Source organism: Microcoleus sp. F10-B2, from assembly GCF_036704965.1.
Taxonomy (GTDB): Bacteria; Cyanobacteriota; Cyanobacteriia; order Cyanobacteriales; family Microcoleaceae; genus Microcoleus.
The window spans coordinates 37,356-52,377 of the sequence record NZ_JAUBTB010000056.1 but is presented as its reverse complement, the minus strand read 5'-3'; the positions used below and the strand labels follow the sequence as shown (position 1 = coordinate 52,377).

General features: G+C 48.1%; 11 protein-coding genes. 3 read left to right on the top strand and 8 right to left on the bottom strand.

Annotation, left to right across the window (positions count from 1 at the left end; all coding sequences use genetic code 11):
- Positions 1–400: 400 nt before the first annotated feature.
- Both QUA99_RS21220 and QUA99_RS21215 read right to left on the bottom strand, forming a co-directional pair.
- Positions 401–2,356: a CHASE2 domain-containing protein gene (locus QUA99_RS21220; RefSeq protein ID WP_333240546.1), complete on the bottom strand. Its 1,956-nt coding sequence runs from the start codon at positions 2,354–2,356 to the stop codon at positions 401–403.
- Positions 2,356–3,027: a response regulator transcription factor gene (locus QUA99_RS21215; RefSeq protein WP_333343511.1), complete on the bottom strand. Its 672-nt coding sequence runs from the start codon at positions 3,025–3,027 to the stop codon at positions 2,356–2,358. The genes QUA99_RS21220 and QUA99_RS21215 overlap by 1 nt, the downstream gene beginning before the upstream one ends.
- A 299-nt stretch (positions 3,028–3,326) precedes the next feature.
- Between QUA99_RS21215 and QUA99_RS21210 the strand changes: the two genes are divergently transcribed.
- Positions 3,327–4,199, top strand: coding sequence for a methyltransferase domain-containing protein (locus tag QUA99_RS21210; protein ID WP_333240542.1), 873 nt, complete (start codon positions 3,327–3,329; stop codon positions 4,197–4,199).
- Positions 4,200–4,755: 556 nt separating this feature from the next.
- Here QUA99_RS21210 and QUA99_RS21205 read toward each other — a convergent pair.
- The 6 genes from QUA99_RS21205 to QUA99_RS21180 form a co-directional block, all read right to left on the bottom strand.
- Entirely contained in the window at positions 4,756–5,355 is a 600-nt protein-coding gene (locus QUA99_RS21205; RefSeq protein WP_333240540.1) for a Uma2 family endonuclease, read from the bottom strand.
- 79 nt (positions 5,356–5,434) lie between these two features.
- Positions 5,435–7,648: a phosphoketolase gene (locus QUA99_RS21200; RefSeq protein WP_333240537.1), complete on the bottom strand. Its 2,214-nt coding sequence runs from the start codon at positions 7,646–7,648 to the stop codon at positions 5,435–5,437.
- A 217-nt stretch (positions 7,649–7,865) separates the two neighbouring features.
- On the bottom strand, positions 7,866–9,089 hold the full coding sequence (locus tag QUA99_RS21195; RefSeq protein WP_333240535.1) for a COP23 domain-containing protein: 1,224 nt from the start codon (positions 9,087–9,089) through the stop codon (positions 7,866–7,868).
- Positions 9,090–9,272: 183 nt separating this feature from the next.
- Positions 9,273–10,547 carry an RNA-guided endonuclease IscB gene (gene iscB, locus QUA99_RS21190; RefSeq protein WP_333240532.1) on the bottom strand — a complete coding sequence of 425 codons (1,275 nt, stop codon included), beginning with the start codon at positions 10,545–10,547 and terminating at the stop codon, positions 9,273–9,275.
- A gap of 363 nt (positions 10,548–10,910) precedes the next feature.
- Positions 10,911–11,381, bottom strand: coding sequence for a hypothetical protein (locus QUA99_RS21185; protein ID WP_333240530.1), 471 nt, complete (start codon positions 11,379–11,381; stop codon positions 10,911–10,913).
- A gap of 2 nt (positions 11,382–11,383) precedes the next feature.
- Positions 11,384–11,950, bottom strand: coding sequence for a COP23 domain-containing protein (locus QUA99_RS21180; protein WP_333240527.1), 567 nt, complete (start codon positions 11,948–11,950; stop codon positions 11,384–11,386).
- A gap of 679 nt (positions 11,951–12,629) precedes the next feature.
- Between QUA99_RS21180 and QUA99_RS21175 the strand changes: the two genes are divergently transcribed.
- Positions 12,630–13,235 carry a hypothetical protein gene (locus QUA99_RS21175; RefSeq protein ID WP_333240526.1) on the top strand — a complete coding sequence of 202 codons (606 nt, stop codon included), beginning with the start codon at positions 12,630–12,632 and terminating at the stop codon, positions 13,233–13,235.
- Between the two features lie 138 nt (positions 13,236–13,373).
- Positions 13,374–14,750 (top strand): cytochrome P450, encoded by a 1,377-nt coding sequence (locus QUA99_RS21170; protein ID WP_333240523.1) that lies wholly within the window; start codon positions 13,374–13,376, stop codon positions 14,748–14,750.
- Positions 14,751–15,022: the final 272 nt, after the last annotated feature.

Genomic DNA, 15,022 nt, shown 5'->3' with positions numbered 1-15,022 from the left:
ATGTTGGGGCGACCAGACATTTTCATTGGCTCCTTTACTTCTTACATAAGTCTATCACATCTTTAAAAAAATGGTATGAGTTCTTCAGTCCTCTTTGAGAGGACTTTCGCTATGAGACAGGGAATTCATTCCCGCTGAGGACTGCCGGGTGGGCGGGAGGACTGGGTGGACTGACAGCTTAAGTTGACACGCTTTGGGCATTGCCCTATCCAGAGTTGCCGTGTTGTCGATCGTGATATCTAAGCTCTTGGATCATTCTCAAGAACGGGCAGGAAGCCCGTTCCACAAAGAGTGAATTTCTTGTGGAACGGGCATCCTGCCCGTTCATAAACGCCTTATTGAAAATGGTGCAATATCTCATCTCAATTAGCTCCGATTTGACAAGGGTGAACCCAACCAATTACCAGAACCACTGCCGTTTTGCTGGCCAGGTTAACTCGCACACTGTCCCCTTCGGTTGATTCGGGTAGCGCCGAAATGCTCCGCCTAACTGTTTGGCTAAGTTCTTTGCAAGCTGGGTTCCTAATCCTGAAGGTTGAAGTTTAGGGTTTGGATCTTCGGTTATTTCCTTGTCTCGATCCTTTTCAGCCAAGCTAAGCGTTTCTGAAGGAGACGGTTTCCCCCTACCATTATCCGCCACCCGAATCACCTGCCGATCGCCTTCCTGAGTGCAAATTACAGTCAAGCGAGTAGCTTCGATCGCGTGTTTCCCGACATTGCAGAGCGCTTCTTCCAGAAAGCGGCAGAGTGCTCGCTTGTGTTCCAACCGCAGATGCGAGGTGTTCAAGGGATCGAACTGCACAATTTTGAATTTGATCGTTTTGAGGTAGGGCAATTCTTGTTCGAGCGTGTTGGAATAGACCTTGTAGAGCAATTCATGCAATGGAGCCTGCAGGGCCAATTCGATCGCACTTCCCATGCGGAGATGCGGTTCATCCGCGATCGCGTCTCGTTGCACAGAGCCGTAAACTGCCCGCAATTCTTGATTCAAGCGTTGCAACTCCGGTAGAAATAACGGCGGTGTTGCTTGTTCTTGAGCAGTTCTCAAAATTCCCACCAATGTTTGTAAGGGCCCACTATGAATTGCATTAAAGGTCTGCTCGATCGCAAACTGACGTTCCTCCAACCGCAGTCGGAGTTCCTGTTCGTGGCGATAAAATAACGCTGCCGTCAACCCAGCCCCATTCAACACGAGTACGAGCAACACAGGCACGATCGGCACCCACCATCCCAAAAGAATCAGCCAGTAACAGAGCGCGATCGGGCTAATGCTGGCGACTAAGAGCCCGATCAAAATTTTCCAGGGCGATCGCAGAAATCGTCCCAAACTCATCCCCAAGAGTCCCCAGACCGCAATCCAGAGCGTTTCCCAGCCATCTCCCCAAACCTGAAGCAAAGGTCGCCGATCGAGCACCGCGCTAACGATCTGGCTGGTAGCGTGGGCTTGCATTTCGACTCCGTAAATCCGTCCTGGATTGATGCCTGCGATCGCACCTGAACTTGCCAAATCCTTCGCGCTAAAAGACATCATCCCAATCAGCACAATTTTGCCTCGAATCCAATCCGGGTTGACCGGTTCCGCTTTGATTTGCGCCAGAGAAAGCACGCGAAATGGCATTGTCCCGCTGCGAACATTCAGCAAAATCTGGTTGCCGCCTGCATCCGCCCCCACATATCCGCCAGAGTTTGACTGCACTCTGGTCAATTCAATGCTGCCAAAGCGCTTCGCGTCTGAATCGCGAATTCCATTTTCTAGCTCAATTCCTTTTGTCGCGAGATAGCTTTCTGCCAGCCGTAGGGGAAACGAAAAACGGTATTCCTGCTGGGGGTTGTGAGCGCCTAACAAACTGCGGCGCTGATAGCCATCGTCATCCAGAATGGTATCTGCAAAGCCAACCTGTTCGGGTGGTAGCGCGGGCGGAGGTTCGACGATAAAGCCACTGCGATCGGGCAAAGCAATCTCCACTCCGATCGCATTCTTGCTGCTGCGAAACACCGATGTTAGTTCAGCATCACCCGGTTTAACCGCAAGATTGCGGACAATATCCAGCCAGATCGCGATCGGTCGATACGTTTGCAACCGTTTGAGTAAATCGGCAATTTCGCGATCGGAAATCGGATAAGTTCTGGCGCGTTGAATATCTTCCTCGGTGATACCCACAATTACAATCCTTTCATCCATTGGCTCAGGGGGACGCAGGCGCAGAAATCGATCGAGCGTCACCAACTCCAAAAACTGAAGCGCACCCGTCAATCGAGCGATCGTCACAGCGACAATCACCATCACCCCTGGAAGCCCTCCTCGTCCCCAAGTCGTGACACCCGCTTTCACTGCTTGCCATAGATCGCGCTTCACTAATCGATCAATCCTTCTTCTCTAGCTCGAACTTCCGTTTGAATCCGCAGATTCTTATCATCATCAGGATACACCTCTAGCACATCTCGAATTTTAGTCCAGTAATACTGCACAGTGCGTTCAGAAACATTCATCCGTTTGGCGATCGCAGTATCCTGCAAGCTCTCTTGAAAAGCAAATTGCAACACCTGCATCCAGGCGGGTTTGAGTTGCAGCCCATTGCGGATCTCTCTGGGTGTATAAATCCGCTCGTGCAGCGCCCAATCAACCATTGCCAGCAAGTCTTTCATCGGCTGGCTCTTATCGACAACTGTGAAGCCGCCCATGTGATTGTCGATCGACGGTTTCAGCCAAACTAAAGTCCGAACATGGGCACTCTGCACCACAATATTCAGGCTCGGATACTGCTCCATCAACGTTTTGAGGAGTTGAAGCCCTGAATTTGCTTGAGCCGTTTCGCCGATCGTCTCTGGCATCACCAGATCCACAATCACCAAATCCGGGGTCGTCTGCGCTATTTGCTCAAGGGCTGCCTGAGCCGTCGGAGCCGTCAGAATGTCTGCCTCTGGATATTCTTGCTTCAGAATGTTAAGCGTGCCACCTAACACCATCGCATGGTCATCCACAACTAAAAATGTTCGTTTCTCTGGTTGAGGTAAAGTCTGGGGCATAATTGATTCGTTGCCACACAACATCGTCAGTTTAGGTAATCCGTCCACCCCTTTTAGATTTGGAATTTACGATTTTCGATTTGTGACCTAGTTGAAACTAGGGGCTTTAAACCGCTGAAATTCTCATTCAAAATCCCCAATCTAAAATCGTCTCGGTCATCTTCTTACAATAGAGGAATTACCTGGCTCTCGTCCTGCATCTGTCCGCCAACTGGGGTTGTGGATGTCCGCAACGAGAATTGCGCTAAAGCGCAGTTCTATTATAATCTAGGTCTCGAAGCAGGAAAAAGGATGATTTTATGGCAGCAGAAGGTTCGTATCAAGCAAGCACGTACAATCTGGAACTTGACGCAGAAATCCAGCGGTTAAAAAATCAAGTCCTCCTCAGTTGGGAAAAGGAAGCGCGCAATTTAACTTGGTTCGGTTTAGCCGACGGGATGAATGTTTTGGAAGCTGGTAGCGGGCCGGGATTTTTCACCGAAAAACTGTTAGAATTGCTGCCAAACAGTTCGGTAACAGCGGTAGAAATCGACCCGGTACTGCACGAAAAAGCAGTAGCATATTTGCAGGACAAAGGCGGCGATAGAGTAGATCGCATCCAAGCATCGGTGGCGGATACTGGTTTGGATGATAACACTTTCGATTTTGCGATCGCCCGTTTGCTGTTCGTTCACCTCCCAGATCCCGTCGCAGCAGCTAGAGAAATATTCCGCATCTTGAAACCGGGCGGCAAACTGGTGATTATCGACAGCGATGCGGATCTGTTTTGGCTGACAAATCCACCCCTGTCAGTCGAGATTGTCCGGGAGAAATTCAAACAGGTGATGGCATCGCGGGGCGGCAATTTATGCGTCGGGCGAAATTTGTGCCACATTCTCAAAGAAGCTGGGTTTTGTAGCGTTGATTTAGAAGCGGTTGTCAGCCACAGCGATTTAATTGGAATTGAAGCGTTTCAACCTTTGCTAGACTCCGGGCCCATTTTGCAAATGGTCAAACAAGGGTTGATTTCGGAGTCTGAAATAGAAAGCTATCTGGTTTCGCGGGATGAGTTTGTCGCTGCGGGCGATCGATCGATGATGAGTTTTTGGTTGATGGCTTGTGGGGAAAAAAACAATAAAATTAATACCAATTTTTCACAAAACATTGATGTTCTGCCGCAGCAAAACTTCTAGAACTATAGCCAAATTAGTAGCTAAAAAAGCCAAGTTATCTAACATTAAAATAAGAAAAAATTCCGAATAAATTCTCCCCTCAGCATAAAGATTTAATATAAAACCTATAAACTGGACTTCCCCCTGCAAATATACTTACATAGGCTCAAAAGCCTATCATTGCAAAAGTTTCCATTGTTGAGTAAAATTTCTGTAGCCATGTAGGTTATTCACGCCTGCAAGCTTACGCCAATTATATTGAATCTATTGCGTTCTGCGCGATCGCCAAAACGGCTATTGCTTTAACTTGGGTACAGTTTTTTCACTCAAAAATTGAAACCTATAATTGGTAAAGGTTTTAGATATTTTATTACATATTTACGGGGGAAGTCCAGTATAAATTTTTATATTTTTGAGCTTAGTAACTTTACACCTACCAATCTAACAAATCCTTAGAGCCGATCGCGTAAAGGTTGTTTGTGAGAGCAAATGGTTGTCTGTCACATTTTAGCTTAACCAATCAAGTCGTTAGCGAAGCCCTCGTAGACGATCGCACTTTCTACCAACTCCTCAGCATTCAACCCAGTTGCCGAATTCCATTAAGAAACTCTGTCCTTGCCTCAATTATTGAAGGCATTAAAACGCAGCGTACCAACAATGCTAAATCCAACTCCGGCAAAAACTCACTTCTTGAAACTTGCTCGTAATCATCCTCCCGCAGCCGATAGACAGCAAGCCGATTATTTTCCCAAAACCAAACTTCAGCAATCCGAAGTCGCAGATATTTAGCGAGTTTATTTGTGCTACCGCTAGTAATCGTTACTTCCACGGCTAAATCGGGATGCTCTTTTCTTGAACCTATATAATAAGACTCGTCTGGTTCAAATGATACATCTCTTGCCCGGTCTCTGCGAGTTGCACTCCCTACAGGAATGAAATTAATCCCTTTCTCAAAAAAGTAAAGTCCTATAAATATAGCCAAAACACTTTTAATTTGTTCGTGTTCTTCGCCCACTGTCATAAACTCGATCCACCCATCAAGATAAGTTATCCGCAAACCCGGAGAGTCTGCCATCAAAGATTCGAGATCCTCAAATTGCTCCCAAGTATAATAACCGGGGAGAAGCAATCGCTGTTCTGCAAGCGTACCTCTTTCTTCTAAAAGTTGTGCAGTCACAGGTATCACCATCCTATTTTAAATATTACTAGCCCCTACCCAGCACAAACCAGGCAGGGGCATTCACTCACATTCTAACTTAATGAACTAGCTCGATCGCCCTTTTAGTCAACGCCTCAGCAGTCAACCCATTAAACGCCATCAACTGACCAGCACTAGCAGTAGTTTCCCCCCGCTTCCAAGCGAAAGTATCCCGCTTGCAATTGCTCCGTAGCATCACAGGTTCCAACATCCCAGAAGCACCGCCTGTCACGCCAATCAAAGCATCTCCGCCAAACAATTCAGCAAATTTATCATCGCTCAAAAAGCCGCCGTCAGCTTCCGAACAGGTATCCCAAGCAACATCGCTAGCACGATACAAACGCCGAGGATTCACAACAGAAACAATCCGCACTCCAATCCCTTCTGTTTCCAAAAATGCCGCCGCTTCAAACACTGGCATTAACGTCATGTCACCGACAACTGCAAACACAACTGTCTTATCTCCTGCTATTTCGTGCAGCACAATTGCACCGTCTTGTAAACCTTGGCGAGTCTGTTCAAAAGTAGTGCGAATTGGCAGTGGCGACTTGCTTGCAGTAATCACAACTCCCTTATTTTTAGCAGTCAAAGCCCACTCGTAACAAGCTTGAATGCTGTTAGCATCCGGTGGAAACAAAGGAAACACATTTCCGTTCCGCATCATCGCCGCAAAATAAGCCTCAATTTCCGGCCGCTGGTGCGTCCAACCGTTACGGCCTTGTTCCAATGCACCTGCTGTAAATAAGGTGACAGTTGCCGGAGTTGGACGGCGCAATTCTGCCATTGCTTGGGTTACAGTTTGCCAAATTGGTAAACCGTTAATGGCAAAAGATTCGTAGGAACACCACAAACTCCGCGCTCCGAATAGCGATAAACCTACGGCTAAACCGGCGCAAGCATCTTCGCTCAAAGGTTCGTAAACTTGGCCGTTTGGCGATTGATTGTACAGGTCATCTGTCGTCGGGTGAATAATTTTGAGAGCTTGGTTGATATTGGCAATTGCCGAGGCTTCATTGCCGTCAGCATTAGTGACAATAAAAGTACGATCGCTCTCGCCAACTTTCCCTACCAAACGTCCCATTGCTGTTGTCGAAATCTTCGCTTCTCCCCCAACTGCAAATTCTTCCAAAGGCAATTCGCCTAAATCTGGCAGCGGCAATGTAAACTCAGTAACAACTGTTTTCGCCGCCGGCCCGCCGCCCGCACGTTCAGCATTTGTCCGCACCAGATCCCAAGCAGCAGCAGTCAAAGCGCGCTCTTTTAAAGCACTGATAATGTGCGGAGCATCCAGCGTATCTTTCGGATAAAGGTTGTGAGATTTTGCTCCGCGCGCGTGGACGCCGGCACCTTTCAACTGTTTGATAATAAACGCAGTTAATTTGCCACCGAGAGCAGATTTTGCCGCTTTGTCAACTCCTTGTAAAACAGCTTTGGTAAATGCCATGCGCTGTTCGAGCGAAAAAGCAGTGCTGTCAACATAATCTTCCGGTTGATTTTTATCGTCAAATTGCTTAGCATCAACTAAGATAACTTCTTCAAAACCGTTACCTTGCCAATAAGCAATCATTTCAGCATTAGTTTTAGTCGAAACCATGCTGTGATGTTCCTGAGAATATCCGTTCCAAACCAATACAGGCAAAAAGTTAGTAGCTTTGGGATAAGCAGTGTGGAAATGCGCCATGCTGCTCATCGGGTAGGGTTCGCCCATGCCGCCGTCGCCCATTGTGAAAGCAAACAGTTTTTCGCGGTGCAAAAGCGCTCCAGCCATTGCAAAATGCTGCCCTTGTCCGAGGGGACCGGCAGGTGCTAAAAGGCCGGGAATGAAACCGGAAAGATGTCCTAACAAACCGTCTTTTTCTCGGAATTTATCGCGCACTTGCTGCACGTTGAAAATTCCCATATCCTCCAAAGATCGATCGAGAAACATGGCACTGTAAAAGCCGGGCGCGTGATGGCCGACTTCGGTGACAATGTTCTTGTGTCCGAGCATCACCAAAGCGGCATAAGCCTCAGCTTGGCTAGCAAAACCCCCCGGATGTCCCGATGCCTTGCTGGCGGTGACTTGCAGCGTCAGGTAGCGCAGGGCGTCTGCTCCCAGCATCGTTTGAAAGACGGCGACGGGATCGGCAGGATCGGCGATCGACTTGCTCCCCTCGGCGATCGCAGGTGCTTTCCCGTAAGTGTCAAAACCAGGGACTGTTTCAGAAAAATATTGAATGCCTTCACAAAAAGCGGGCGTTGCTGACGTTGCCTGCGGGGTAGTTGCTGTCATGCTTGATACCTGAAAAATTTGAATTGGATTAATGTAAGAGTAATTTTATAGCTTCCGTGTTCCAAAAAATCATGAGTTCTATTATGTCAGTGATAAATAAGTAAAATATCTCAATTTTTCAGCTAATAAGTAGTTGTTTGAGAACCCCGACTTTTTTCATAAGCCGGGGTTCTGTGTTTACGCATTACTAATCCATCTCAAATCTCAAATCCCCAATCTAAAATTGTTCCAGCCGTTCCCGAACATCTATATAAAGCACAGTACCGCTTTCAGAAAGAGAAGGCACAGCCTTTTGATTCCGCAGCCAAACAAAAAAACTGCTCAGTGCAGGAGTCGGATCTTGATCGCGGCGCAGCGTATATATCAAACCTTCGCAAGGCCCATTAACGCGGCTAGTCGTGCAAATCGCTTTCTGGTTATTTACCATACCCACAGTCACATAATTTAGCTGTTTATTGCGGTTATAATTCTCAAGGCGCTGAGTCACTTGTTGGCAGCGAGTTAGAGGATCGTAGCCCGAACTAGAAAAGAAATTAGAATTCCAGCGAATCCAAGGCTCCCTGAACCCTTGCGGATTTTGATACACAGTCACCGGCTCGCCCGTCGAGGTATCGCACACAAATCCTCCATAACCCAGATTCGGTTGGTTTTGATCCGAGGCGCTGCTGATAGAAAGATTGCTGAGAATATCAAAGCCGTTACGCTTATTTTGTGAAAGCAACTCCCTAAAAGCATCGATCGGGATTGCCGCGTTCAATCCCGTTTTAATCTCCTCAATCTGACCGTTCCACTGACTCCTAATTGTGCCAACAGTATCCCCCTGGCCGTGAATTCCTACCACCCTGCCATCAGCATCAAATACAGGCCCGCCGCTCATCCCGCGCCTGGTTACAGCTTGGTAGCGCAGACGATACCCTGATGAGGCGCTGCCCAAGCGAGAAGAGATGATACCAGCAGTAAACTCAAGTTTTCGTTCAAATCCCGAAATTGGCAGCGGATAGCCAGAAACGTAAATAGCAGAACCGACAACAGCACGTTCTGACTCGCCTATTGGTGCTACTGGATACTGTTCTCGGCTCTGAAACTGTATCAAAGCCAAGTCTATATCGCGGTCATTTTTTGGTAGGCGCTGTATTCTAATCGCAGCATAATCCTTCTCTAAATGAGTGCGAATGCTGTATTTTTGAGCGAGGCTTGCCACCACATGATTAGCTGTCAAAACAGTGTAAATATTACCTTGTTTGGCAATAATTACTCCCGATCCGCTAGCAAAAAAACCCAGCGTATTGTTGACTTCCACAGTTGTCAAGGTCGCTAGCTGGGCAATTTCTTCGGCTGTTTTGGCACAGGCAGCATATTGTTGGCTGACAACCGCCGTCACTGTTAATGCACCTGTCAAGATGATTGTTAGCGCGTCAAACCGCAAACTCCACACATTCATCGATAACTCCCTAGATGAAACGAGGCGAACTGCAAATATATACTAATGGGAATTCCCCAACTGGATTTAATTATTTTCTCCAATAATTCCGCTGTTATTCACAAAAAAACGAGCGAGAAGCCCCTGGCGACCGACTTGGGGAGGAAAGCGGCAGCGACGACCGTCGCCTTGAAATTCCTTTCTTCAAAATGCGTAGCTATAGCCATCTTTTTTGTGAATTGGACTGCAATATTTGTGACCAATACCTGCCACTCTTTCAGACTTGGTTACGATATCAAAACTACCTGAAGCACGGCAGAGAACCCGCCCTACATAGCAGCCGATTTTCTTCCCTGCGGTAACGGTTACACTGACAAGATCGCCAGTCTGAAACCCTTTGTGGATTTGCACTCTGGACTTGTGCCGAGTAGGAAAGCCATACTTATTTGTACCGCACATCTGTCGTGTCCCATGCCCTTTTGCTGTAATCAGTAACGGCTTTGAGGTTAAGACTTCGAGTGTGTCTAAGTTGGCTACACACGCAGCATCAAGCCAGTGCGATTTGGGCAACCCTAATCGATGGCGATTGAACTTAGTTTGCCCGCCCGTACCAGTAGTGACGGGCAATCCCGTTTCTTTAAGTGCATTGAACAGCGCCCATCGGGTTGAGTTGACTGCTGCTGCATCTTTGAGTGGTTGTTTTGCTTGTTTGAGAATGCGATTTAGCACGTCGGGTTTAGTCGCTAGAAATGCCAGAACATCCTGATTACTTTTCTTTTGATTGCAATCGTGACAAGCAAGCGTCAAATTGGAAACCCTGTCAGAACCACCTCTTGACTTAGGTTGAATGTGTTCAATCTCAAACGGTACATTTTCAACCGAGCAATAAGCGCACTGCCGATTCCATTTTGCCAAGAGATACTCGCGGACTTCGTAACCCTGCAATTCTCCTTGCTGATACAATACGCCTGAGATTTCAGGGTTTTGCATTAGTTGCAAATCGAACCGCACTAGCTCTTGAACAATGCTGGCAATGGGTGCAAATCGAATCAACTTGCCAACCCATGTGAGTGTTGTTTCGACCCGATGTTGTAAGGATGGAGCTAGCCAACCATCAGGACGGGTGCGATTGAGGAATCGCGCCTGACGATACCGAGTTTTGCGATTGCGCCTTCGGAGCCTGAGTTGGCGACGAGACAGCAGTGCTTCTTTAATTTGTTGTCCTCGATGCTGTAGTTCGGCTCCAAAGATTATCTTGTCGCTCTGTTTGATGGCAATACCAGTAGTTTTAGAACCTGGATCGAGTTTGAGTTCTAACGGCTTAGGACTTGCGTCAACCTCTTTATTCAAAATTATCGTCAAGGGAAATCGTCTGAAAACCGATGCTTTACCTGCTTTGAGTAATGAACGCCCTACTCCTGGTTTACAGGGTGATAGTGGTCGCCCTTTAGTGTCTAGCACAAAAATAAAATTAGACATTTTTGCGTCTCTTCTACTTGCGTGTAATGTTAGCCTCGGCAATGTTTAATGAGCTTGTTCGGCTAAAAGCACTGTCTTAACCCGTTAGAACTGTTTAACTTTTAGCGACAGAGCAACGAACTGGCTACGCATTCGTTGGTGTCATGACTCAAAAAACGGAGTCCTCAAAGGACTTAGCCAGGGGAAGGTTTGGCTTGTTCCATCCCGCTCGAAGAGCCGGACAGTCTACAAGCCCCTAGCTTTAGCTATGGGGTTCCTGACTTCCATCTTCAAAAGCATAGACGCCAAAATTTGGATCTCGATACTTGCCCCTACAGTTAATCCCCACCCAGAAACCTTTGGCATTAAAAATCGGGCCGCCAGTCATGCCGATTTTAACCTCATTTGTATAGCCCAAGCTATAACCTTGAGGCAAAGATTTGGGTAGCGGCACCGAAACGAAGCCAGCGTCACCGCCAAAGCCCCAACCTCAGCACCCGCAGGAAAGCCAACTGCCAACACTGGCTCAGACACCGCTCCGGGTTCAAGGGTGAATAGTGCTATTTTATACTCGTTCGCGCTGCGAAACAGAACGATCGCCCGCTCGCTATCGCCCAGCAGCCTCGGAACTCCCAGCGGTGGGTGGAGCAGGGCGTCGCCGGTGAGAATTGTGCGATCGCCCCTGTTGAAAGCCACAACGTGCCAGTTAGTCAGCACCGTATAGGTTTGCCCCTCCTGCCGGACGATCGTCCCGGAACCAGAAGATTTCCCGGTCTGGATGCTCACTGCTGTTTGATGCGCCAAGTTTTCCACCTCAACCCTTGGAATTGGTAACGGGATGGAAAATTTGCCCATCTTTAAGGCTGTCCGGACGGCGGGGAAAAAGAGGACTGTTGCGCCTCATCATCCATGTTTTCCCCTAGCTTTTCGCTGACATCAATGTAAGGAATTTTACTTGTTTCATCAAAAGACGGCATCCCGACATATCCTTGGCGCCAAGCCAACAAATTATACAAAGAGCCGATCGGGTCTTGGCCGGGTCTGAGGGTATAAATCAAATTTTGACACAGCCCATTGACTTGATTCGCCGTGCAGATGACGTTCTGGCCGTTCATCTGGCCTGCAGTAATATACTTGAGCACCCGTTGGCGGCGATAGGTTTCGAGGCGTTGACTGACTAATTGACACCGAGTTGCCGGATCGTAGCCTGAACCGGAGAAATAATCGGAAGTCCACTCAATCCAAGGCTCTACGGCACCTTTAGGGTTTTTGTACACAGTCACCGGCACACCGGTCGAGATACTGCACCAAAATCCACTTTCCCCCGGTGCTCGCCGACTGTAACTCGGTCCAGAAGCAACCGTCAGGCCGCTGAGGGCGATCGCTGTTGCCGCCAAAACTTTTGTCCATAATTGCTGTTTCATGATTTTTTCACTGTGTTTTATGAGATTCGGCACAAAAATCACCGAATGCTGCGATAACACCCTTGACACGCCTGTTCGTTACAGATCCGCTGACTGAGGAATGATGTGATTCGCGACTTGACCTGAAACCAGTTTTTTTACGAAAACACTTCCTTGCAGCCGTTATGCCTGGTTAAACAACCCGGTTTCTTTGCTCTTGATGCGTAAGTTTTGATATTGTTCGCGACTTGCACGTTCCCTCTAACCGCGATTTCGGCGCTGTTAAAAAAGCGCTCCGAAGCCGACCTTAAAATGCGCGCACCAGTCGCAATTCTGTCCTCATTACTACTAATCAAACTCAGGCTGTTACCAACCGGAAAGAGGCTTTTCACCTCAGACCTTGGAATAGGTCGAGTTGCAACGGTACATCACACCACTGACAAGGTATTTGATATCACTGACGAGCTGGGTCGCGAGCTTGATCTGCTGAGACAGGTAAACTGCTAGGTTACACCCCTGAGGGGTTAAACCCCTTTTACCTGATCTAACACTAAAATCCAGGTATTAACAAGAACTCTTAACTTGTTTTCATCTCCGTACTGCGGGAAATACTTCTAAGTGAGTGTAATCAGGGTCTAAGTGCTTTCTACCACCAAAATTCACCCTCCATACACTGACGTTTAGTAGAGTATTAAAAACAATGAACCGTATCTGCAAACAGTTAGGATATTTAAGCGTTTGGTTAATTTTGATGGGCGGTAGCAGTTGTTCTAGCTCTGATGCAGCTACCTCAACCGAAAACCAGAGGCAACTCTCATCAAGCGCCCGTCAGTTCCAACACCTACAGCTAACGGGAAATCAAATTGAGGCTCGATCGAGTCAATTAAGGCAGCCTTCTCACTCTGTTACCTCAGTTTTAGGCAGTGCTGCCCTCTCAGAAAATACTGCCACCGTTACGGTTTATAAGGTAGATAATTTGTGTCAAACTCTGAAGCCGGAAACAGTTACAGGCCCAGAGAACCAATTAATGTCATCGGCGGTTAATGAAGTGTTAAAGCAGCAGATTTTCGATAGTCTTGGTTTGGCTGGTTATCGCCTCAAGATCGATCGCAACCTCGGAATAGCTACCGTGGATCTTCGTGCATCGGGAAGTTCACGGCAGAAATTGCAAAATCTGTCCAGTTGTCAGATGTTAGGTTTGTTCGGGGGCGTGCGCCAAACTTTAACCAGTTATGCTCCTTGGCAAATCAAAACTGTTCGTTTTACAGAGCTTGGAGAGGATATTTTGAGCACCGTTCGAGAATAAGCTATTAAAATTATTGGAGATGGGACTTACGCAATTCTCCCCTGAAAAACAAGGGTTGGGAGAGATTGAACAAACCTTCATATCCTTTGAGATTTGTTGATACTGCTAAGTCCTGTGACCCAAACCCCGGTAATTCCTATGACACTACCTAACGGCCCCAAAGCTCCACCCCTTGTGCAGCTAATTCAATGGATCGGCGATCCGCTGAGATACATGGATAAATGTGCCAAACAATACGGCGACATTTTCACAGCTCAAGTGAACAACGGGAAACCCTGGGTGATGATCCACCACCCCCAAGCTGTCCAAGAGATGCTCAATAGCAGCGCGTTTCACGCTCCAGGCAGTCTGAACAGCCTCCTAAAACCCTTGATGGGAGAACAATCCATGATTCTTCTCTCAGGAGAAAGGCACAAACGATCGCGCCAATTATTGATGCCACCTTTTCACGGGGAACGGATGCGGAATTACGGCCAACTAATTTGCGCTATCGCTCAAGATGTGGCCAGCAAGTGGTCGGTCGATCGAGCTTTTGTGGCCCGCAGCGCCATGCAGGAAGTCACCATGCGGGTAATCTTACAAGCTGTCTTCGGCCTGGATGACGGGCCGCGGTTGGAAGAGATCAAGCCCCTACTTACCTCAGTCCTGGATATGACTGGTTCTCCGTTGCGATCGAGTATGCTGTTTTTCGGCTGGATGCAGCAAGATTGGGGCTCTTGGAGTCCTTGGGGACGCATGAAACAGCGGAAGCAGAAACTTGACGATCTGATATATGCCGAAATTGAAGAACGCAGGCTGCAACCAGACGCCAACCGCACCGACATTCTCAGCTTAATGATGGCCGCCCGCGACGAAAACGGGCAACCCATGACCAATGAAGAATTGCGCGACGAGTTGATGACGCTGCTGCTTGCAGGCCACGAAACCACAGCAACGGCCCTAGCTTGGGCGTTTTACTGGATTCACAACTTGCCCTCGGTGCGCCAGAAGTTGCTGCAAGAATTGGACAGTTTGGGAGAAAATCCCGACCCGATGGAGATTTTCCGCTTACCTTACCTGAGTGCAGTTTGTCAGGAGACGCTGCGAATTTACCCGGTCGCAATGCTGACGTTTTCGCGAGAAGTTCTCACGCCCGTGGAACTGATGGGACACCAACTCGAACCGGGCACGGTTGTCGTCGGCTCGATTTATTTGACCCACAGACGGGAGGATTTGTATCCAGAACCGCTGCAATTTAAACCGGAACGGTTTTTGGAGAGGCAATTCTCGCCCTACGAGTATTTGCCCTTTGGAGGCGGCAGCCGCCGCTGTATCGGCTTGGCGCTGGCGCAGTTGGAGATGAAACTCGTGCTGGCAACCATTTTGCGGAATTTCGACCTGGTATTGGCCGAGAAAAAGCCCGTACAGGCCAAACGCCGAGGGGTGACTTTAGGGCCAGCAGGCGGCGTACGGATGGCCCTGCTGGGGCGGCGGATGTCGCAGCAGAAGCGTGAACCTGTTGCTAGTGGGGTTTGATGTCGCAGCGGTGGCAGCGGGCGATCGAACTTTCAGCTTTGAGTGCAAACAATTTAGCGAGAATGTGCGATCGTCCGCAAATGCCACCATTTTTTGTAGCACCCGCTACAGATAAATAGCTAGAATCCTTAACCTGTAACCATCCCCCCTCTCAATTTTCAAATTTTCAGTCTAAAATAGTTGCAGCCTTGCAAACACAGCCTGAAAGCAAAAGTGGGTGATTGCAATAGTCCTCTTGATATCTCAAAAGCCTCCCTGCCATACTTTAAAAA